This is a genomic window from Methylobacterium sp. J-072, assembly GCF_022829425.1.
Lineage (GTDB): Bacteria > Pseudomonadota > Alphaproteobacteria > Rhizobiales > Beijerinckiaceae > Methylobacterium.
In genome coordinates this window covers 272,606-293,485 of the sequence record NZ_JAKSYK010000231.1, presented here as the reverse complement: position 1 = coordinate 293,485, position 20,880 = coordinate 272,606, and the positions used below count along the sequence as shown (strand labels likewise).

Below are 20,880 nucleotides of genomic sequence, written 5' to 3'. Positions count from 1 at the left end.
TGCGGCGACAGGGTTTGCCTCGGCGTACCCCTGGCGCATCGCCCACGAAAACAACGCTGAGAGGCAAGTGCGTCCACGATTCGCCGCGTGGGGGCCATGCTTCTCTGCAACCGAATTTAACCAGGCAGCCACGTCACGCCGTGCAGTACCGTGGGCTGATAAGTCATGCAGCGGGGCTAGGTAGCGGCGCAGGTACCTTTCGGCTTCAGCGTACGAACTCGGCCGTAAGCGAGCCTCTGCGTGACGCAGATATTCCGCCACGATGCTGGACAAGGTAACTGCCGCGCGAGCGCGCGCCTCAGCCTTTTCCGTCTGCGGGTCGCCGCCGAGCTGCACCTTGGCGAGAATATCCCTGGCGCGTTTCCGAGCCTCATCAGGATCAAGAGCTGCGGCGTTTGCCAAGGTGATTCGGCGGTGCTTTGCGCCGACCCGGTACTGCACGATCCAGGTACGTTTGCCGCCAGCCCTCAGGCGTATGCCGAAGCCCGGTAAGCCATCGTCAAAAACGATCCGCTCGGATTTACCCGCCGGTATTTCGAGGGTCCCGACGTTCGCACGGGTCAGTCGCATGGGGGCTCGGCTGGGAAGCGTATGGGAAGCGCCACTGCGCTTTCTAATGCTCCCTTATGCCTCCGCCGGGAAGAGGGTCTGCTGCGCAAGCCGTTGGTCGATCACACCTAATGCTACCGGCTGATGCCGTATGATCACACCGGCTCTCGGCTTTACACGGAGAGGGTCGGGGGTTCGAGTCCCTCACCGCCCACCAGTGCTGGCCGAAATCTGATCCGGGGCGAAGTCGCATCGGTAACCGGCGTAGACGGCGTGCTTCACCCGAGTTTCTGACGCTCGCGATCGATCCGCGTGGTCCTCACGCTACATACCCGCGTCTGAGTGATGTGCCCGGAGATGTTGTGTGCCTGTGCGTCTGTTGAACAACGGCAATAACAAGATCCAGATCGCGCAGGATTTCCTGGACAAGTCCGATGGGACGATCACCATCAACGGCGATGGCAGCCATGTGCTGATCGGGGATGGCGCCAACGCGTTCGAGCGGATGTCGCTCACCTGCGGGCCGAGCTCCACCGTCCATATCGGGCACGGCGTGCGCCTGGCGTCCGTGCAGATCTATGTCTGCCCGCATTCGAAGCTCCTGATCGGGCATCACAGCGCGTTTGCCAACGAGGGCCAGGTCTTCGTCCATGAGACGAAGCCGATCACGATCGGGCACAATTGCCTGATCTCGGAGGGCGTCAATTTCTGGGTGAGCGACGCCCATTCGATCATCGATCTGGATTCCGGCCGGCGGATCAACCCTTCGCGGCCGATCCATGTCGGCCACCGGGTCCGGCTCGGCCGCAATGTCAGCGTGTTCAAGGGCGCGCATATCGGCGATGGGGCGATCATCGGGGCCCAGTCCATCGTCAGCGGCGTGATCCCGGGCAACACCCTGGCCTACGGGTCGCCCGCCCGGGTCGTGCGCGAGAACGTCAGCTGGGACATCAACCTGATCCCCGACGACGGATCCGATCCCGGCCTGTCACGCGAGAAGCCGCGACCGGCCGAGGGCTCGTCCCGGGCGGCGGATGGCCAGCTCGCCCTGGCCGAGGCGAACTACCGGACGGAGGCGGTCCAGACCGTGCTGGCGGCGGTCCTCGCCTGCCAGAGCTGGCGCGGCTTGAACCGCAAGAAGTTCCGGCGGTTGATCGGCGAGGCCAGCAGCGCGATTCCCGACGAGGGACCGGCCTCGGTGCAGCACGTGGTCCTGCTCGCCGAAGCCCGCAAGGTCCTGTGGCTTGGGTGAGCGCCCCTCCGCCCCATCGGTCCACTATGTCGGCTTCCGGGACGACCGCTACTGGAACGCGGTTCGCATTTTCGGCGGCCCGCGGGTGATCCATCGGCGCTGGGATTTCTACGCCAGCCGCGATGTCGGGCCGGGCGACGCGGTGATCTTCGCCGAGGGCGACGAGACCCAGCCAATGGCCGATCGCAACGCCACCGATATCGACGAGCGCTGGCTGCTCGGGCCTCGCCCGGATCCACGCGGGGACGACTAACGCCCGATCGACAGGGCGGCGCGCACGACCACGTCGGCATGGGTATGCGGGAACATGTGCCCGGCCCCGGGCAGCATCTCCAGCGTCGCCGTCGGGATCATCCGGGCGGCCGCGGCCCCGTGGAGGTAGGAATTCACCACGATGTCGGCGCCGCCGCACAGGATGCGGGTGGGGGCCCGGAGGTTCGGGTAGCGCATCGCGCTGCGGGACAGCGCCGGCCAGAGCCAGGCGGCATCCTCGCCCTCGGCGGTGATCTGCGCAGCGCGGCCGGCCAGTGCGAACGGAAAATTCTGGCGAAAGCGCTGCGGCATGGCCTGGGGTAGGAACATGGCGTGCCAGAGCATTGGCAGCAGCGCAGGATCGCTCGATGCATGCAGAATTCGGGTCAGGAGATCGCCGCCCGGTGACAGCGCCCGCGGCCCGAACAGCAGGTGTTCCAGGCGCAGCTCCGGGAAGCAGATTGGCGCCAGGGCGACGATGCCAGCGATCTCGTCCGGGTAGAGCATCCCGTAGGCCAGCGCGACCGCGCCGCCGAACGAGTGACCGAGGATCACCGGACGCTTCAGACCCAAGCGCTGGACCGCGTCCCGGATGCGCGCGGCCTGGTCCCAGATGTCGGCGCCGCGTCCCCGCGGTCGCAGGCTGAACCCGTGGCCGGGCCGGTCGACGGCGACCACCCGAAAATGCTCGGCCAGGGCCGGCACCGGCCCGAGCCACTGGTCTTCCAGGCACATCAGCGTGCCGTGGATCGCCACGAGATCGGGGCCAGAGCCCGTTTCGGCATACGCGATGGTCCGATCGTCCGGCAGGTGGACGAACCGGCGCGAAACGATGCGGGGATCGGCCTGCTCGTCCCGCGTCGGCTGGGCTGGACCCGGGAGGGTGCGCGCGGCGAGGGCCAATTACAGGCGCTTCCTGCGGGCCGGGGCGGTCCCGATCAGGGCCAGGGCCGCCACCGTGCCGACCCCGAGCAGCCCGGCCGCCGTGGCGAGCGGGTGCAGGCTCGCCCGGGTGTAGGCGCTGGTGCGCATCACGTAGACGGGCGGGTCGCCACGGGTGGCACCGGCCGAGACCGGCGCGTGCAACGCTCCGGCCGGGTCGCGGGGCGGGATCCCGCGCTTCTGCATCGCGATGATCGCCGGGCCCATGTAATCGTAGGCGCCCGGGGCGAATTCCTTGCCGGCGACGAAGGCCTTGCCGGCGCCGCCGACGAAGATGTCGCGCTGCGGATGCACCGCCGCGTGCAGGATCGCGTTGGCGACCTCCTCGGGCGGGTAGATCGGCGGCGGCAGGCTCGGCTCGCGGTCCATGTAGTTTCGGGCGCGCTGCGGCAGCGGCGTGTCGATCGAGGCCGGCTTGACCAGCGTCACCGAGATCGGCGCGTCCTCGACCATCAGCTCCATGCGCAGGGCGTCGGTGAAACCCTTCACGGCGTGTTTGGAGGCCGCGTACATGCCCTGGAACGGGAAGGCGAGGTCGGACGCGATGCTGCCGACGTTGATCAGGGCGCCGCCCTGCTTGTTCAGGTGCTCCACGGCGACCAGGGACCCGTAGATCGTGCCCCAGAGATTGGTCTGGATCAGGCGCTGATGGTCTTCGTCGCTGATCTCGCGCAGGCGGCCGTAGATCGAGGCGCCCGCGACGTTGACCCAGGTGTCGAAGCCGCCGAACGTCGCGATCGCCCGGTCGGCGATCGCCTGGACCTCGGCCCGGTTGCCGACATCGGCGACCACGTGGAGCGCCTTGCCGCCCACACCCTCGATCTCGGCCTGGATCCCGGCCAGGGCGTCGCCGCTGCGGGCGGCCAGCACGACCCGGGCGCCGCGCTCGGCCGCCATCCGGGCGGTCGCGAGGCCGATGCCGGACGATGCGCCGGTGATCACCACGACCTGCTCGCTGAGCGGCTTGTGCCTCATCGCTCTTCCCCTCATTCGCGATCCCCGCGGCCGGCCATGCGGGGCCGGCGCGTCCACGCGCATGGGGTTAGTCACCCGGCGGGCCGTACGGTTCCGGCTCGGCCGGGGGTGATCGCGTCGCAGGCGTCGCAGGCGCCCGGAGCCTCCGGTGCCGATACTGCGGGGATCGCCCGTGGCGGGGCGGGGTAGTCCTCGGCGCGGACATCCTTATCTCACGTCGGACCATGACATCCTCAGTGACAGCCAGCCCGCCCCCCGAAGACGCCCAGCAGGCTCCGCGCCGGATCCCCGCGGTGGAACGCCTCGTCGGCGGGGCCTCAGAGGCGATGCTCGCCGCCTATGGGCGCACGGCCGTCACCGCGGCCGTGCGGGCCGTCCTCGCCGGGATCCGGGCGGAGGGCGGACCGGTGCCGGAGGAGGCGGCGATCCGCGAGGCGGTCGCGCAGAACCTGGCGGCCGAGCGGCGGGCGTCCCTGCGGCCGGTGTTTAACCTCACCGGCACGGTGCTGCACACCAATCTCGGCCGGGCGCTTCTGCCGCGCTCCGCCGCGGAGGCGGTGGCCGCCGTGATGGTCCAGGCGAGCAACCTCGAATTCGATCTCGCCACCGGGGCTCGGGGCGAGCGCGACGACCACGTCGAGGGCCTGATCTGCCGCCTGACCGGGGCCGAGGCCGCGGTGGTCGTCAACAACAACGCCGCCGCGGTCCTGCTGGTGCTGAACGCCCTGGCGATGCGCAAGGAGGTGGTGGTCTCGCGCGGCGAGCTCGTGGAGATCGGCGGCTCGTTCCGGGTGCCCGACGTGATGGCCCGGGCCGGCTGCCGGCTGCGCGAGGTCGGCACCACCAACCGCACCCATCTGCGCGATTTCGCCGAGGCGATCGGCCCGCGCACCGGCCTCGTCATGAAGGTGCATCCGAGCAACTACGCGATCTCCGGCTTCACCGCCGAGGCGGAGCCGATGGCGCTCCACGCCCTCTGCCGCGAGCACGGCGTGCCCCTGGCGGAGGATCTCGGCAGTGGCAGCCTGGTCGACCTCGCCGCCTACGGCCTGCCGCCCGAGCCCACCGTGCGGGTGGCTCTGGCCCGGGCGGATGTGGTCACCTTCAGCGGCGACAAGCTGCTCGGCGCGGTCCAGTGCGGGATCGTGGCCGGGCGCAAGGACCTGATCGCCCGGGTGCGCAAGAACCCGCTGAAGCGGGCGCTGCGGGTCGACAAGATGACCTACGCGGCCCTGGAGGCGGTGCTGCGCCTCTACCTCCACCCCGAGCGGCTGGCGGAGGAACTGCCGACCCTGCGCCTGCTCACCCGCCCGTGCGCGGCGATCGACGCGCAGGCCCGGGCTCTGGCGCCGGCGGTCGCGGAGCGGCTCTCGGGCTGGGCCAATGTCTCGGTGGCGGAGTGCATCAGCCAGATCGGTTCCGGTGCGCTGCCGGTGGAGACCCTGCCCAGCGCCGCCCTGGTGCTGGTGCCGGAGGCCGGGGGCGCACGCCGGGGCGGCGGGGGGCGCTGCAAGCGCCTGGCCGAGCGCCTGCGCGGCTTGCCGGTGCCGGTGATCGGCCGCATCAGCGGCGATGCCGTCGTGCTCGACCTGCGGACGCTCGAGGACGAGGCCGGGCTGCTGGACAGCCTATCGAACATGTCATCGCCAGGTGATGGAGCGTCGGACGGCCGGAGTTGTTGAGAAACCGGATGTCGAGCTGGAGCTTGCGCCCGGACTGAGCATGTTATGCTAGAAGGACCGACCCGCGGTCGCGGTGCGAGACGAGCGGCACCCGAACCGCGATGGGCGAGCAACATGGCGTATTCTGTGGACACGATCGAGGCGGAGCCGGCAACAGATCCGCTCCTCCTCGATAACCAGCTTTGCTACGCGCTCTACGCGGCCGCGCACCGGATGACGAAGTCTTACCGGCCGCTTTTGGAGCGGCTCGGCCTGACCTATCCGCAATATCTCGTGCTGCTCGTGTTGTGGGAGCAGGACGGGGTGACGGTCTCGGAGATCGGCCGGCGGCTGCGGCTCGATTCCGGCACGCTCACGCCGGTGCTGAAGCGCCTGGAGAGTGCCGGCTTCCTGGTCCGGACTCGGCGTCAGTCCGACGAGCGCGAGGTCGAGATCGCGTTGACCCCGCAGGGCGCTGCTTTGCGGTCGGAGGCCGTGACGGTGCGCGAGAGCGTGATGTGCCAGCTGGAACTCAGCGAGCCGGAGATCCAGGCCCTGCGCAAGGATCTCGGAATCCTGATCGAGCGGCTGAACGGCAACGGCAACGACTGACGGATTTCATCGGCGCAGGCGGTTGCCCAGCACGAAGCCGTAGAGCCCCATCAGGATGATGCCGACCGCGCCTTCGAGGCCGACCAGCAGGTTGGTCACCCGCCCAGTCGGCTTGAGGCCGATGTCCGGCGGGTTGGCAGTCATCATGTTGAGCGCGCTGTAGCTCATCAGGTCGATGGGGTTGTAGGTCGGCCCCGCCTCGGGACCCTCCAGCACGATCAGGCCGCCGGTGAGCCCGTAGAGGCCGGCGAACACGACGATCAGGAGCGCGAAGGCCCGGGCGATGCGCGACAGGCTCTCGCCGTAATCGCACAGCCATTCGACGAAGCGGTCGGCGGTCCAGCGGTAGCCGTGGCGCAGGATTCCAGCCCCGTCGCGCCCGGCCCAGGCGGCGCGCGCCTGCGCTCCGGCATGGAAGCGGCCCATCCGGCGGCCGCGCTTGTAGGCCCAGCTCGCCGCATCGTGGCTGCCGATGCTCTTCCAGTTCTGCTCCAGGGCGAGGTAGCTCGCCTGCGCCAGCTCGTAGGCGCCCGCCACCTCTTCGCCCACGGCGCCGCCGAGCTGCTCGACGTTCATCCGGGTGCCGTTGAGCCAGGCGCCGGCGAAGCGGGCATGCCGCAGCCGGCAGGTGGCGAGGTTGAGCCGGACGAGGTCGGTATCCGACAGATCCGCGCCGGACAGGTCGGCGCCGTCGAGCTTCGCCCCGGTGAACTTGGCACCGCGCAGGCGCGAGCCCGCCAGCGAAGCCTTGGTCAGGCTGGCGCCCTCGAAATCGGCATGGGTCAGGTTGGCATCGGCGAGCTTGGCTTCGTCGAGCCGCGCGTCGCGGAACACGGTGTCGTCCGCGTCGGCCCCGGAGAAATCCGCGCCCCAGAGGTCGGCTTCGGTAAAATTCGCCCCGTCCAGAAGCGCCCCCGACAGGTCGGCGAAGCGCATCGCCGCCTGGCCGAAGCGGGCATCCTCCAGCATGGCGGACGCGAATTTGACCTGACCCGCCGTGATGCCGGCGAAGTCTGCTCCCGACAGGTCGGCCTCCGACAAGTCGGCCTCCTCCAGGATCGCCCCGACGAAGCGGGTCGAGCGCCCGACCGCGCCGGTAAGGCTCGCCCGGCGCAGATTGGCGCCCGACAGGTCGGCCTCCTCCATGCGGGCGCGGGACAGGTCGGCCCCTGCGAGCGGAAGGCCGCCCGATTCCGCGTCGGCCGGCGCGGTCCCGCCAGCAAGCGCGGCGCTGCTCGCATCCACATGCGCGAGGTCGAGGCCCGGCTCGCGAACGGGCGTGCCGGCCGCGATCAGGTCCAGGAGCCCGCGCAGGCGCGGCTCCACGTCTCGGGGCGTCACCTGATCCATCCGGGCTCTTTGCCGGAGAGAACGGCGGCGCGCCAGATGCCTCGGATCAGGTCCTCGGCATCGACGCGCTCACCCGCACGGTGATCGCCTTGGCGGCGGGGGTCTTGGACTGCTCGTCGTGGTGCCAGAGCGGCAGCAGGACGTTCAATTCCGGGTAGTAGCCGCCGCAGTTTCCCGGCGGGATGTCGTAGGCGATCACCCGCAGGCCGCCAACGCGCCGCGTGACCGCATCGCCGGCCACCGCCTCCACATCGACGGAGCCGCCATCCTTCAGCCCGAGCCGGGTGATGTCCGCCCGGTTCATGAACAGGATGTCCCGGGTGCCCTTCACACCCCGGAAGCGGTCGTCGTAGCCGTAGACCGTGGTGTTGAACTGGTCGTTCGAGCGCAGGGTGATCAGGTCGAGCACGTCCGGGCCGTGCGCCGGCAGGTCGGGATCGGCCTCCAGTCCCTCCGGCACCGCAAAGTTCGCCTTGCCGGTGTCGGTCTCCCATTTCCGGTCGCGCGCGCCGAGCGGTTTGGTGATCCCGCCCGGCCGGAACATCTGCCCGTTCAGGTCGTGGAACACCTTCGGGTAGGTCGCCTCGATCGCGTCGCGCACGCGGGCGTAGTCGGCAACCCAGGCATCCCAGTCGATCCGCGGGTTGGGCGGCAGCGCCGCCTTGGCGATCTCGGCCACGATCCAGGGCTCGGAGCGCACCTCCGGGCCGACCGGATCGGATACGCCGCGGGAGCCGTGGAAGCGCGCGGTGGAATCCTCCATCGAGACCGCCTGCGGCCCGCTCGCCTGTTGGTCGATCTCGATCCGGCCGAGGCAGGGCAGCATGTAGGCGACGGCGCCGTTGACCAGATGCGAGCGGTTGAGCTTGGTCGAGATCTGCACCGTCAGGCGCTGCCGCCGCCAGGCCGGCTCCATCCGGCCGGTATCGGGGATCGCGCGCAAAAAGTTGCCGCCGAGGCTGACGAAGGCCCGGACGCTGCCGTCCAGGATGCCCTCGCAGGTCTCGACCGTGTTCAGGCCCTTCTCCCGCGGCGGCTCGAAGTCGTAGAGTTCCTTCAGCTTGTCGAGCGGCGCCAGCTCCGGCTTCTCGGTGATGCCGACCGTGCGCTGGCCCTGCACGTTCGAGTGGCCGCGCACCGGGCAGATCCCGGCGCCGGGCTTGCCGATATTGCCGCGCAGCAGCAACAGGTTGACCAGCATCCGCACGGTCTCGGTGCCCTTGCGGTGCTGGGTCAGCCCCATCCCGTAGATGCCGATCACCGCCTTGGCGCGGGCATAGACCCCGGCTGCGGCTTCGAGGGCCGGGCGGGTGAGGCCGGAGCGCCGCTCGATCGCCGCCCAATCCGCGCGATCGCAGAACGCCACGAACGCGTCGAAGCCATGGGTGTGCTCGGCGATGAAGGCGTGGTCGAGGATGGCGGGCTTGCCGGACGCGGTGGCGTCCCGGTCCATGGCGAGCAGGGACTTGCACAGGCCGGTGATCGCCGCGAGATCGCCCCCGGCTTTGACCTGGTGATACTGCGTCGAGATCTTGGTGGCCGAGCGCGTCAGCATCTCCACCGGCGATTGCGGGTTGGTGAAGCGTTCCAGCCCGCGCTCGCGCAGCGGGTTGAAGGTGATGATCTGCGCCCCCCGGCGCCGCGCCTCCTGGAGCGGGTGGAGCATCCGCGGCGCGTTCGAGCCGACATTCTGGCCGAAGAAGAAGATCAGGTCGGTCGACTCGAAATCCTCCAGCAGGACCGTGCCGACCGGCGCACCGATCGATTGCGGCAGCGCCACCGAGGTCGGCTCGTGGCACATGTTGGAGGAGTCCGGCAGGTTGTTGTTGCCGTAGAGGCGCGCCAGCAGCGCCCACATGTAGCTGGTCTCCAATGAGGCCCGGCCGGAGGCGTAGAACACCGCCGATTTCGGGTCCTCTTCGCGTAGCGCCTTCAGCTCCCGCCCGATCTCGGCAAACGCCTCGCCCCAGGAGACCGGCCGGTACCGGTCGGTCTCGGGATCGTAGCGCATGGGGTGCGTGAGCCGGCCCTGTTCCTCGAGCGCATAGTCGCTCCAGCCGAGCAGCTCGGTGACGGTGTGGGCGGCAAAGAAGTCCGGCGTCGCCCGCCGCCGGGTCTGCTCCCAGGCGGTGGCCTTGGCGCCGTTCTCGCAATACTCGAAGGCCAGCGGCTTGGCCGGCTTAGCCCAGGCGCAGGACACGCACATGAACCCGTCCGGCTTGTTCTGCTTCAGCAGCATGGCCGAGCCGGTGACCGGGACACCCTCGCGGGTCAGAATCTCGACCAGCGAGCGGGCCGAGCCCCAGCCGCCCGCTGGGCTGTCGTAGGGTTCGATCCGCACGTCGCCGGTGTTCTGCTCGGTCATGCCGTCCTCCTCCCGGCACCCTGGTGTCCGGACCGGAGGGAACGCGCGAGGATGCGGGTCGGATCGGGGGCGCGTCACCGCGGCTCCCCGGCCGGCCATCGCTCAGGAAACGGCGGCGAGCTTGTCGGCCATGGACTGCTCTTTGTCCCGGCGGGTCGAGAAGATCAGCGTGAAGAAGGTCCGCTCGACGCCGAGTTCGGCGAGCCGGGCCTCGCAGCGCTCCGCCAGGGCGCAGACCTCCGACAACTCGGCCTCGATGTTCGTCCCATTCGGATGCATTGTGGCGGTCAGGCCGCTCGCCTCGATGATTGCCTTGATCTCGCGCACGTAGGGCGAGACCGACGGCCCGACGCCCATCGGTACGATGCACAGATCGGCGGATACCTTCATGGTGATGCTTCCCTAGAAGCCGGGACGCTCCGCACTCGACGGGGCGACGGATACGAACGGGATGGGGGCGCCTGCCGGGGATCCGCCGCCTTGATGTGAGGCAGGCGTGGAGCGGGTACCGGGAATCGAACCCGGGTATTCAGCTTGGAAGGCTGCTGCTCTACCATTGAGCTACACCCGCGCGGGCGGACCGTTAGCACGCCGTCCGGCCCGTGAGAAGACAGTCTCAGGCCAGTCCCAGCGCGGCCCGCGCCTCGGACGGGCTCGCAACTTGGCGGCCGTGGCGGCGGACTGCGTCGGCGGCAAGGGTGACCAGCTCGGCGTTGCTCGCCGCCAGCCGGTCCTTGGTGACCCGGATGTTGTCCTCGAGGCCGGTGCGGACCGCGTCGGCGCCGCGGGCCAGCGCCCAGTCCATCACCACCGCTTGGTTTCGGCCGATCCCGGCGGCGGTCCAGGTGGCCTCGGGCAGGATCCGACGGGTCTCGGCGAGCAGGATGTCGAGGAGGTGCTCCTCGGCCGGCATCGCGTTCTGGACGCCCATCACGAACTGCACGTGCGGGCGCGCGTCGATCAGGCCGGCCTCGATGAGCCGCTTGGCCCCGTGCAGGTGCGACAGGTCGAAGATCTCGATCTCGGGCCGCACGCCATACTGCTTCATCTGGCCGGCGAGGTCGGTCACGAGGCTGGCGCTGTTCTCGTACACGATGGTCGGGAAGTTCACCGAGCCGGTGGAGAGCGAGGCCATGTCGGGCCGGTGCTTGAGCGAGAGCCCCCGGGCCGCGGGATCGCGCCCGCGCCCGCCGGTAGAGAATTGCACGATCATCCCGGGGCAGTGCTTGCGCAGCCCCTCCTGCACGGCCGCGAATTTTTCGGGGTCCGAGGAGGGCGACTCGTCGTCGTTGCGCACGTGGATATGGGCCAGGGTCGCGCCCGCCTCGAAGGCCTGCCGGGTCGATTCGATCTGCTCGGCCACGGTGATCGGCACGGCCGGGTTGTCTGTCTTGCGCGGCACCGAGCCGGTGATCGCCACCGCGATCACCACGGGCGCTTCGCTCGGGGATCCTGCCATCGCATCTTCTCCCTGATCGTTCGGCTGGTTCGAGCCCGGGATAACGCCGCGCGTGGGGAAACTGAACCGCCGAGGCGGGGAGAGGACGCCCGGGGCGGGACATCTCGGGGCCGGTGACAGGGCGAATGTGGGGACGTGTTTGACGCTCACCCAACGCACGGCCACAACGGGGCGAACCAACCCGCGCCCTCATCCTGAGGCGCGTTCGCGCAGCGGACGCCTCGAAGGAGGCCTCCAGCTTGCCGCGCGATTTCCTGGAGGGCTCCTTCGAGGCTCGCTGCGCGCATCTCAGGATGAGGGCGTGGATGGGAGCAAGCGAACGAAGGTCTCAGCGCATCGGGGCTTGGAGGCTGGCCGCACCAGGCGGCGAGGAAAGCGATGATCGACACCGTCCTGGTCCTGAACGGGCCGAACCTGAACCTGCTCGGCAAGCGGCAGCCGGAGATCTACGGGCGCGAGACCCTGGCCGATGTCGAGGCCCTGTGCCGCGAGACTGCCGCCGGCTTCGGGCTCAATGTGGATTTCCGCCAGAGCAACGCCGAGCACGCGCTGATCGACGCGATCCACGCCTTCCGGGTCGAGTCCGCCGGCATCGTGATCAATGCCGGCGCCTATACCCATACCTCGGTGGCGATCCTCGACGCGCTCAACACCTGCGAGGTACCGGTGATCGAGTGCCATATCTCGAACGTCCACCGGCGCGAGGCGTTTCGCCATCACTCCTACGTGTCTCTCGCCGCGACCGCAGTGCTGGCCGGCTTCGGCACGCATGGCTACGCCCTGGCGATCCGGCATCTGGCGGAGCTTCGGGCCAGGGCCGGCGCAGCCTGAGCGGCGGATAGCGTCAGCTTCAGGGTTGACGCTGGCGGAGACAGGGCGGAGGAGACCGGTCAGGCCTTCCCATCCTCGCGCTCTTCCAGGCCGGCCCCGGCGGAGAGTGCCCCAGCGGAGCGCGCACGCCGCATGACCACGTCGTTCCTGCCCATCGACCGGACGCTGATCGCCCGCGAGGCGGCCAAGATGTTCCTCGAGATCCAGGCCGTCCATTTCTACAAGGACGAGCCGTTCAAGTTCACGTCCGGCTGGGCCAGCCCGGTCTATATCGACTGCCGCAAGATCATCTCGTTCCCGCGCCTGCGCTCGACGCTGATCGACTTCGCCGCCTCCACGATCGTGCGCGAGATCGGCTACGAGTCGCTCACCCATATCGCGGGCGGCGAGACCGCCGGCATCCCGTTCGCCGCCTGGATCGCCGACCGGCTGATGCTGCCGATGCAGTATGTGCGCAAGAAGCCCAAGGGCTTCGGCCGCAACGCGCAGATCGAGGGCGAGGTGGTCGAGGGCGCCCGGACCCTGCTGGTCGAGGATCTCGCCACCGACGGGCGCAGCAAGGTCAATTTCTGCCAGGCTTTGCGCGACGCCGGCGCCAACGTCGATCACTGCTTCGTGCTGTTCTACTACGACATCTTCCCCGGCAGCGCCGCCCTGATGCAGGAGATCGGCATCAAGCTGCACTACCTCACCACCTGGTGGGACGTGCTGGCGGTGGCCAAGGAGATGGGCACCTTCGACGCCAACACCCTGGCCGAGGTCGAGCGCTTCCTCAACGCCCCGGCGGAGTGGTCGGCGGCCCATGGCGGCATCGCGTCCTTCGGTCAGGGCTGAGGAGTTTCGCGATGGGCGTCGCCGAGCTGTTTCCCGCCGAGCGCCAGGAGGCGAAGCCGGCCGACCGGATCACGATCCGCCGGCCGGACGATTGGCATATCCACCTGCGCGACGGCGCGATGCTGAAGGCGGTGCTGCCCTACACGGCGGCCCAGTTCGCCCGGGGCATCATCATGCCGAACCTGGTCCCGCCGGTCACGACCGTGGCGGCCGCGCGCGCCTATCGCGAGCGGATCCTGGCCGCGCTGCCGGACGGGATGGACTTCACCCCGCTGATGACCTGCTATCTGCGGGACGATACCGACCGGGACGAGATCGCGCGGGGTTTTGCGGAAAAGGTCTGGATCGCGGCCAAGCTCTACCCGGCCGGCGCCACGACGAACTCGCATGCGGGCGTCACCGACCTGATCGGGATCGCGCCCGTTCTGGAGCGGATGGAGCGGATCGGCATGCCGCTCCTGATCCACGGCGAGGCGACCGACTCGGAGATCGACATCTTCGACCGCGAGGCCGCCTTCATGGAGGGCAGCCTGATCCCGCTGCTCGCCCGGCACCAGGGCCTGAAGGTCACCGTCGAGCACGCCACCACGGCCGAGATCCTCGACGTGGTCCGGGCCAACCGGACCCGCGTGGCGGCGACGATCACGCCCCACCACCTCGTCATCAACCGCACCCACATCTTCCAGGGGGGCCTGCGCCCGCACCTCTACTGCCTGCCGGTGGCCAAGCGCGAGCGGCATCGCCTGGCCCTGCGCGCGGCCGCGACCTCGGGAGAGGCCTGCTTCTTCCTCGGCACCGACACGGCCCCGCATGTCCGCGGCGCCAAGGAGGCGTCCTGCGGCTGCGCCGGCGTGTTCTGCGGCCCGAGTGCCCTGCAGACCTACGTGCAGGTCTTCGACGAGGAGGGCGCGCTCGATAAATTCGAGGCCTTCGCGTCGCTGAACGGCGCGCGCTTCCACGGGCTTGAGCCCAACGCGGCCACGGTTACTCTCGAGCGCCGGGAGAGCCGCGTGATCGAGGCTGTAACCGTGGAGGACACCGCCGTGGTGGTGTTCCGGGGGGATGAGACGCTGCCTTGGGCGGTGGTCTGATAAGGCGCCGGTAGGAGCTCGCACCGGCCCCACCGTCATTGCGAGCGTAGCGACTCAATCCAGCGAAACGCCACATTCGGCGAGCGCCCGCTGCCCTGGGTTGCTTCGCTACGCTCGCAATGACGGCGCTGAGCCTGGGGACGGGATCACGAACGACCGCGCATCGCGCGCGCGACACCGGCCGCTCGTCAGGCAGCGGGAACGTCAGCCGAATCCCTGCACATCTCTTGCCTCCCCAACTATCGCGAGTAGTAGACCGCCGCACGCGACCAAACGTGTGATCGGCCTCGCCAAGCCTCGGCCATGCCGGCGCGGACCGCGATAGGGAGACGATCGACCATGCAGGATGAGCGACAGGACGGCATCACGGCGCTCGGCGCCGTCGATCTCGCGGCCGCTATCCGCGGCCGGATCGTCTCCTGCGTCGAGGTGATGCGCGCCTATCTGGAGCGGATCCACCGGCTCAATCCGCAGGTCAATGCCATCGTCGGGCTTCAGGACGATGCGGCGCTCCTCCAGGAGGCCGAGGCGCGGGATGCCGCGCTCGCCCGCGGCGAAGCGGTCGGTCCGCTGCACGGGTTTCCGCTCGCCGTGAAGGATCTCGATGCGGTGCGCGGACTGCCGTTCACCCAAGGGTCGCCGATCTTCGCCGACCGGATCGCGCAAGTCGACACGATCATGGTCGCCCGGCTGCGCGCCGCCGGGGCGATCTTCATCGGCAAGACCAACATCCCCGAATTCGGGCTCGGCTCGCACAGCTTCAACCCGGTCTACGGCGCCACCGGCAACGCCTACGATCCGGAGAAGAGTGCCGGCGGATCGAGCGGCGGCGCCGCGGTGGCGGTCGCCCTGAAGTTGCAGCCGGTGGCCGACGGCAGCGATTTCGGCGGCTCGCTGCGCAACCCGCCGGCCTTCAACAATTGCTACGGCCTGCGCCCGAGCTGGGGCCGGATCCCGGTCGAGACCAAGGATGCGTTCAGCCCAGGCCTGTCGGTGCTCGGCGCCGTCGGGCGCAGCCCGGCGGATATCGGCCTGATGCTCTCAGTCCAGGCGGGCTACGATCCCCGCTGCCCGAACACGATCCGCCAGGACCCAGCGGCCTTCGCGAACCCGCTCGCCCGGGATTTCCGCGGGACCCGGATCGCATGGCTGGGTGATTGCAACGGCCAGATCCCGTTCGATCCCGGCGTGCTCGAACTCGGCCGCGCAGCGCTCGCCACCTTCGCAGAGATCGGCTGCGTGGTCGAAGAGGCTGCGCCCCGGTTCGACATGGAGCAGCTCTGGCGCGACTTCCTGACCCTGCGAGCGCTGATGGTCGCGCCGGTGCTCCGGCCGCTCTACGACGAGCCCGCCCACCGGGCACAGATGAAGCCCGAAGCGATCTGGGAGGCCGAGCGCGGCCTCGAACTCACCGTCGACCGGCTCACCGCCGCCCTGGAGGGGCGTACCCGCTGGTACGAGACCCTGCGCCGCTTCATGGAAAGCTACGATTACCTGGTCATGCCGAGCGCGCAGGTCTTTCCGTTCGACAAGGGCCTGCGCTGGCCCCAGGAGGTCGGCGGCCGCCCGATGGACACCTACCACCGGTGGATGCAGACCGTGATCCCGGTGACGATGTCCGGCCTGCCGGCCCTCGACGTTCCGGCGGGCTTCGGGGAGGCCGGCCTGCCGACCGGCATCCAGATCGTCGGCCGCAATCATGGCGAGCTCGCCTGCCTTCAACTCGGCGCCGCCTACGACGCGGCGAGCAACTGGGTCCGCCGCCGGCCACCGCCTCTGCACTGAGCGCGCGTCCGATCCTCGGCAAACGCGTTGACCGGTTCCCGGGGCTCCGGTATGAGGCTCGACACTTCACGCGTGAGTCGCATGAATCCGACCCCGGATTTGGCGTTCGCCGCGAGGCAGGCTCGGATATCCGATGAACGCGGTTCTTATTGTAGCGGAAGCGTTACCGACGGGGCGGCCCTAGATCAGGGCTGCAATCCGAGCGGTGGCGCATGCAGGGTCCCTCGGGGCCCTTTTTTATTGCCCGCTGCCCGGTGACGCATCACGGCCAACGAGATCCACGCGTTCGAGATACCGACGAAGACAGTACTTTCGAGCGAGGCGGATGCCGCCTCGCGTGACGAGAGTGCAGGACGAAAGGAACCGGTCCGTCCGGCGGCGCACGACCGCCGCTGACGATCCGGGGAGCGGAGGAGGAGAGCATGGGCGGCGAGGTCATGACCGGGGCCGAGATGGTCATCCGGGCATTCCGGGATCAGGGCGTGGACACGCTGTTCGGCTATCCGGGCGGTGCCGTACTTCCGATCTACGACGCTCTGTTCCACCAGAACGCGGTGAAGCACGTGCTCGTCCGCCACGAGCAGGGCGCCGTCCACGCGGCCGAGGGCTATGCGCGCTCGTCCGGCAAGGTCGGCTGCGTGCTGGTCACGTCGGGCCCCGGCGCCACCAACATCGTCACCGGTCTCACCGACGCCTTGCTCGATTCGATCCCGCTCGTCTGCATCACCGGGCAGGTTCCGACGCATCTGATCGGCACCGACGCCTTCCAGGAATGCGACACGGTCGGCATCACGCGCCACTGCACGAAGCACAATTACCTGGTCAAATCGATCGAGGACCTGCCGCGGATCCTGCACGAGGCGTTCTACGTCGCGGCCAACGGCCGGCCCGGCCCGGTCGTGATCGACTTGCCCAAGGACATCCAGTTCGCCTCCGGCCTCTACGAGCGCCCGGAGATCGCGAGCCACAAGACCTACCGCCCAGCCGTCAAGGGCGATGCCGACCGGATCCGCGCGGCGGTCGAGTTGATGGCGACCGCGCGCCGGCCGGTCTTCTACACCGGCGGCGGCGTGATCAATTCCGGCCCCGAGGCCTCGCGGCTCCTGCGCGAGCTGGTCGCCGAGACCGGCTTCCCGGTCACTTCGACCCTGATGGGGCTCGGCGCCTATCCGGGCACGGATCCGAAGTTCCTGGGCATGCTCGGCATGCACGGGACCTACGAGGCCAACCTGGCGATGCACGAATGCGACGTGATGATCTGCGTCGGCGCCCGGTTCGATGACCGGATTACCGGTCGGCTCGACGCGTTCTCGCCGTTCTCTAAGAAGATCCACATCGACGTCGACGCCTCCTCGATCAACAAGGTGGTCAAGGTCGATGTCGGGATCGTGGGCGATTGCGCCTCGGTGCTGGCCGACATGCTGGAAGCCTGGCGTGCCCTGCCGTCGCGGCCGGAGAAATCCAACCTCGACCCGTGGTTCCAGAAGATCGGAGCCTGGAAGGCGCGCGACTGCCTCGCCTACTGGCCGTCGGGGACGATCATCAAGCCGCAATACGCCGTGCAGCGCCTCTACGAGGCCTGCAAGGACCGCGAGACCTACATCACCACGGAGGTCGGCCAGCATCAGATGTGGGCGGCGCAGTACTTCAAGTACGACGAGCCGAACCGTTGGATGACCTCAGGTGGTCTCGGCACGATGGGCTACGGCCTGCCGGCGGCGATCGGCACGCAGCTCGCCCATCCGAAGGGGCTGGTGATCGACATCGCCGGCGAGGCCTCGATCCTGATGAACATGCAGGAGCTCTCGACGGCGGTGCAGTACCGGCTGCCGGTCAAGGTGTTCATCCTGAACAACGAGTACATGGGCATGGTCCGGCAGTGGCAGGAGCTGCTGCACGGCTCGCGCTACTCGCAGAGCTATTCCGAGAGCCTGCCGGACTTCGTCAAGCTGGCGGAGGCCTACGGCGCCAAGGGCATGCGCTGCGAGAAGCCGGGCGACCTCGACGGCGCGATCGCGGAGATGCTGGCCTATGACGGGCCGGTGCTGTTCGACTGCATCGTCGACAAGACCGAGAACTGCTTCCCGATGATCCCCTCGGGCAAGGCGCATAACGAGATGCTCCTGTCCGATTACCTCGGCGAGACCGGCGTCGAACTCGGCGACGTGATCTCCGAGGAAGGCAAGATGCTGGTGTGAGGTTTTCTGGTGGCGGCCCTTCGGGGCCGCTGCCCGCCGCATGGGCGGCGGCGCGCGGTCGCGCTTGCCTCGCGCAAGGCGCGCTCGGATCGCCGCCACGAGCAGGATTGGACGAGGACGAAGCCGGCGATGAACGCGATGAACACCCACTACCCCGATGCCGGCCGCGTCGAGCCGGTGAACCGGCACACGCTCGCGGTGATCGTCGACAACGAGCCCGGCGTGCTCGCGCGCATCTCCGGCATGTTCTCCGGCCGCGGCTACAACATCGAGAGCCTGACCGTCTCCGAGACCGAGGAGGCGCGCCATATCTCGCGCATCACCATCGTGACCACCGGCACAAACGCCGTGATCGAGCAGATCAAGGCGCAGCTCGATCGGCTGGTGCCGGTCCATCGGGTCGTGGACCTGACGCTCCAGGGCAATGCGCTGGAGCGCGAGATCTGCCTGGTGAAGGTCAAGGGCGAGGGCGAGCACCGCAGCGAGGCCCTGCGCCTGGCCGCCGCCTTCGGCGCCAAGACGCTGGACGCCACCCTCAACTCCTTCGTGTTCGAGCTCACCGGCGCCACCGAAGAGATCGACCGGTTCGTGCGTCTGATGAGCGTCATCGGGCTGGTGGAGATCTGCCGCACCGGCATCAGCGCCATGGGGCGGGGTTCGGAGCCGCTGTAGGAAGCGGCCAATTGAGCTATGATGTCCGGAGAGTGGGAGAAGCTCTCATGGAAGCCAAGCTCACGCGCGCCGGCGATGAATTCGTGATCCGGATCCCTGCGGGGGAAGGCGATCGGCACGGCCTGGCGGATGGCCAGACCGTCGAGATCCTGCCGCGTCGGCGAAAAGAGACGCTGCAGGACATGATCGCCGAGATGGATCGGCTCGGACCGGCCTACCGTCCCCCCGTCGTGGATTGGGGCCCGGATGTCGGCGCCGAGATCATCCATGACGACTGGACGTGACGTCCGCGACCTCCCGGAAGCCGGGGATCTCGTCTGGGTCGATCTCCGGCCGACCCTAGGGCGTGAACAATCCGGCGTTCGACCCGCGCTCGTTCTGACGAGCCGCGATTTCCATGCGCGGAACGCGACCGCCATCGTCTGCCCCGTGACGCGCAATATCGACCCGTGGCCGACGAAAGTCATGCTCCCGCAGGGGCTCGCGATCTCCGGTGCGATCCTGACCGACCAGATCCGGAACGTCGATCGCGCGGTACGCGGCTTTCGCCGCATCGACGGTGTTCCCGTCGAAACCCTCGATGCCGTCCGCCAGAAGCTCGCGAACCTCCTCGGGTTCAACCCGCCTTCCTGAAGCAAGGATACGGATCCTTTGGCACGCACCCTCTACTACGCCCCCGGCGCTTGCTCGCTCGCCGCCCACATCATCCTGGAGGAATCCGGGCTGCCCTTCGAGGGCGTCAAGCTCAACCTGGCGGCGGGGGACCAGCGGGCGCCGGAATATCTGGCGATCAACGAGCGCGGCCGTGTGCCGGCCCTGGTTGAGGACGGCTGGGTGCTGACCGAATGCGCCGCGATCCTGCGCCACGTCGCCCGCTCCGTGCCCGAGAAGGGGTTTTGGCCGACCGACCTGCGTGAGCAAGCCCGAGCCGACGAGTGGCTCGGCTGGCTCGCCGCCAACCACCACGTCACCTACGCGCATGTGCGCCGGCCGGAGCGCTACACGGCGGACGAGGACGCCTTCCCCGGCATCCGCGACAAGGCCGCCGACACCTACGGCGATCTCTGCACCATGACCGAGGTCCATCTCTCGAATGGCGACTGGGCGGTCGGGGACCGGTACGGTGTGGTCGACGCCTACCTGATGGTGTTCTGGGTCTGGGCGTCCGGCTCCTCGCTCCGGTTCGACATGGCCGAGCGCTTTCCGGCCTGGCACGCGCATGCCCGCCGGGTCGCCGAGCGGCCGGCGGTTCAGGCGGTGTTCGCCCGCGAGGGGCTGAGCCTGCCCGCCTGAACCGAGCCGCGCCGGGCCCCTTGCGGCGCCCGGCGAATCGCTCTATCGAGCGTACCGTACGGTACGGTACTGGAAACGATGCGGTCGAGCCTCGCACAGCGGCAGGAGACGAGGGAGGCTGGCGCCGCGGCGCCGGAGCCGCCATCCGTGCGCCAGCAGGCGGTGCTCGATGCCGTCCTCGCCCTGATGGTCGAGGGGGGCGAGCAGCTCACCATGGACGCGGTGGCCCGCCGGGCGAGCTGCTCCAAGGAGACGCTGTACAAGTGGTACGGCGACCGCGACGGCCTGCTCACCGCGACGGTGCGGTGGCAGGCGTCCCGAGTCCATGCGGGCCGGGAGGCCGTCCAGGCGCTGGACGGGACCAGCCTGCGGGAGCATCTTCAGGACTTCGCGGTCTCCTGGCTCACGGTGATCACCAGCCGCACCTCGGTGGCGCTGAACCGGATCGCCGTGGCCCATGCGGGCTCGCACAAGAGCAATCTCGGCGGCATCGTGCTCGCGAACGGGCGCTTCGCCATCGGCGAGCGGGTGAAGCCTGTGCTGGAGGCCGGGCGCGCGGCGGGGCTGCTCGCCTTCGCCGACAGCGAGGCAGCGTTCCGGACCTTCTTCGGCCTCGTCGGCCGGGATATCCAGATCCGATTACTGCTCGGCGAGGCGCTCGACCTCGACGCGGACGAGATCCGGCGCGATGCGGGCCGCGCCGTGGAGCAGTTCCTGGCCCTGTACGGCCAGGCCAAAGCCTAACCCCACCCGAAACCA

At 69.0% G+C, this 20,880-nt stretch carries 21 protein-coding genes and 1 tRNA gene; 14 read left to right on the top strand and 8 right to left on the bottom strand.

Features of this window, described 5'->3' with window-relative positions; translation table 11 throughout:
• On the bottom strand, positions 1-570 hold a 570-nt coding region (locus tag MKK67_RS32510), incomplete at its 3' end, for an Arm DNA-binding domain-containing protein (RefSeq protein ID WP_243973346.1).
• A 343-nt stretch (positions 571-913) separates the two neighbouring features.
• Between MKK67_RS32510 and MKK67_RS32505 the strand changes: the two genes are divergently transcribed.
• Together MKK67_RS32505 and MKK67_RS32500 are read left to right on the top strand one after the other, a co-directional pair.
• Positions 914-1,801 (top strand): acyltransferase, encoded by an 888-nt coding sequence (locus tag MKK67_RS32505; RefSeq protein WP_243973344.1) that lies wholly within the window; start codon positions 914-916, stop codon positions 1,799-1,801.
• Positions 1,794-2,054 carry a hypothetical protein gene (locus MKK67_RS32500; protein WP_243973342.1) on the top strand — a complete coding sequence of 87 codons (261 nt, stop codon included), beginning with the start codon at positions 1,794-1,796 and terminating at the stop codon, positions 2,052-2,054. Before MKK67_RS32505 ends, MKK67_RS32500 begins: the two co-directional genes overlap by 8 nt.
• Here the strand turns inward: MKK67_RS32500 and MKK67_RS32495 are convergent.
• Together MKK67_RS32495 and MKK67_RS32490 are read right to left on the bottom strand one after the other, a co-directional pair.
• Positions 2,051-2,956, bottom strand: coding sequence for an alpha/beta fold hydrolase (locus MKK67_RS32495; RefSeq protein WP_243973340.1), 906 nt, complete (start codon positions 2,954-2,956; stop codon positions 2,051-2,053). The two genes, MKK67_RS32500 and MKK67_RS32495, sit on opposite strands and share 4 nt — an antisense overlap.
• Positions 2,957-3,970 (bottom strand): SDR family oxidoreductase, encoded by a 1,014-nt coding sequence (locus MKK67_RS32490; RefSeq protein WP_243973338.1) that lies wholly within the window; start codon positions 3,968-3,970, stop codon positions 2,957-2,959.
• 224 nt (positions 3,971-4,194) lie between these two features.
• On the opposite strand from MKK67_RS32490, the gene selA reads away from it, so the two are divergent.
• Both selA and MKK67_RS32480 read left to right on the top strand, forming a co-directional pair.
• Positions 4,195-5,652, top strand: a complete 1,458-nt coding sequence (gene selA, locus MKK67_RS32485) for an L-seryl-tRNA(Sec) selenium transferase (RefSeq protein WP_243973336.1) — start codon at positions 4,195-4,197, stop codon at positions 5,650-5,652.
• A gap of 114 nt (positions 5,653-5,766) precedes the next feature.
• On the top strand, positions 5,767-6,243 hold the full coding sequence (locus MKK67_RS32480; RefSeq protein ID WP_243973334.1) for a MarR family winged helix-turn-helix transcriptional regulator: 477 nt from the start codon (positions 5,767-5,769) through the stop codon (positions 6,241-6,243).
• Positions 6,244-6,249: 6 nt separating this feature from the next.
• Here the strand turns inward: MKK67_RS32480 and MKK67_RS32475 are convergent, their stop codons facing one another.
• The 5 genes from MKK67_RS32475 to MKK67_RS32455 all read right to left on the bottom strand — a co-directional run bounded on the left by MKK67_RS32475 (position 6,250) and on the right by MKK67_RS32455 (position 11,417).
• Positions 6,250-7,593: a pentapeptide repeat-containing protein gene (locus MKK67_RS32475; protein ID WP_243973332.1), complete on the bottom strand. Its 1,344-nt coding sequence runs from the start codon at positions 7,591-7,593 to the stop codon at positions 6,250-6,252.
• A 46-nt stretch (positions 7,594-7,639) separates the two neighbouring features.
• On the bottom strand, positions 7,640-9,958 hold the full coding sequence (locus MKK67_RS32470; RefSeq protein WP_243973330.1) for an FdhF/YdeP family oxidoreductase: 2,319 nt from the start codon (positions 9,956-9,958) through the stop codon (positions 7,640-7,642).
• Between the two features lie 102 nt (positions 9,959-10,060).
• Positions 10,061-10,348 (bottom strand): MTH1187 family thiamine-binding protein, encoded by a 288-nt coding sequence (locus MKK67_RS32465; RefSeq protein ID WP_092043425.1) that lies wholly within the window; start codon positions 10,346-10,348, stop codon positions 10,061-10,063.
• A gap of 107 nt (positions 10,349-10,455) precedes the next feature.
• A tRNA-Gly gene (locus tag MKK67_RS32460) sits at positions 10,456-10,529 on the bottom strand.
• 45 nt (positions 10,530-10,574) lie between these two features.
• Complete coding sequence (locus MKK67_RS32455; protein WP_243973328.1) at positions 10,575-11,417, bottom strand: 3-keto-5-aminohexanoate cleavage protein; 843 nt, start codon at positions 11,415-11,417, stop codon at positions 10,575-10,577.
• A 378-nt stretch (positions 11,418-11,795) separates the two neighbouring features.
• On the opposite strand from MKK67_RS32455, the gene aroQ reads away from it, so the two are divergent.
• From aroQ to MKK67_RS32405, 10 genes are all read left to right on the top strand, one after another.
• On the top strand, positions 11,796-12,248 hold the full coding sequence (gene aroQ / locus MKK67_RS32450; protein ID WP_243944217.1) for a type II 3-dehydroquinate dehydratase: 453 nt from the start codon (positions 11,796-11,798) through the stop codon (positions 12,246-12,248).
• Positions 12,249-12,380: 132 nt separating this feature from the next.
• On the top strand, positions 12,381-13,082 hold the full coding sequence (locus tag MKK67_RS32445) for an orotate phosphoribosyltransferase (protein ID WP_243973326.1): 702 nt from the start codon (positions 12,381-12,383) through the stop codon (positions 13,080-13,082).
• 11 nt (positions 13,083-13,093) lie between these two features.
• On the top strand, positions 13,094-14,173 hold the full coding sequence (gene pyrC / locus MKK67_RS32440) for a dihydroorotase (protein WP_243973324.1): 1,080 nt from the start codon (positions 13,094-13,096) through the stop codon (positions 14,171-14,173).
• A gap of 339 nt (positions 14,174-14,512) precedes the next feature.
• Positions 14,513-15,958: an amidase gene (locus MKK67_RS32435; protein ID WP_243973322.1), complete on the top strand. Its 1,446-nt coding sequence runs from the start codon at positions 14,513-14,515 to the stop codon at positions 15,956-15,958.
• Positions 15,959-16,380: 422 nt separating this feature from the next.
• Positions 16,381-18,156, top strand: a complete 1,776-nt coding sequence (locus MKK67_RS32430) for an acetolactate synthase 3 large subunit (protein WP_243973320.1) — start codon at positions 16,381-16,383, stop codon at positions 18,154-18,156.
• A gap of 129 nt (positions 18,157-18,285) precedes the next feature.
• Positions 18,286-18,828, top strand: a complete 543-nt coding sequence (ilvN, locus tag MKK67_RS32425) for an acetolactate synthase small subunit (protein ID WP_058193937.1) — start codon at positions 18,286-18,288, stop codon at positions 18,826-18,828.
• Positions 18,829-18,875: 47 nt separating this feature from the next.
• On the top strand, positions 18,876-19,112 hold the full coding sequence (locus MKK67_RS32420; protein ID WP_243973319.1) for a MazF family transcriptional regulator: 237 nt from the start codon (positions 18,876-18,878) through the stop codon (positions 19,110-19,112).
• Complete coding sequence (locus tag MKK67_RS32415; protein WP_243973317.1) at positions 19,075-19,461, top strand: type II toxin-antitoxin system PemK/MazF family toxin; 387 nt, start codon at positions 19,075-19,077, stop codon at positions 19,459-19,461. Before MKK67_RS32420 ends, MKK67_RS32415 begins: the two co-directional genes overlap by 38 nt.
• Before the next feature lie 18 nt (positions 19,462-19,479).
• Positions 19,480-20,121 carry a glutathione S-transferase family protein gene (locus MKK67_RS32410; protein ID WP_243973315.1) on the top strand — a complete coding sequence of 214 codons (642 nt, stop codon included), beginning with the start codon at positions 19,480-19,482 and terminating at the stop codon, positions 20,119-20,121.
• Positions 20,122-20,199: 78 nt separating this feature from the next.
• Positions 20,200-20,865, top strand: a complete 666-nt coding sequence (locus MKK67_RS32405) for a TetR/AcrR family transcriptional regulator C-terminal domain-containing protein (RefSeq protein WP_279601940.1) — start codon at positions 20,200-20,202, stop codon at positions 20,863-20,865.
• The last annotated feature ends 15 nt before the right edge of the window (positions 20,866-20,880 follow it).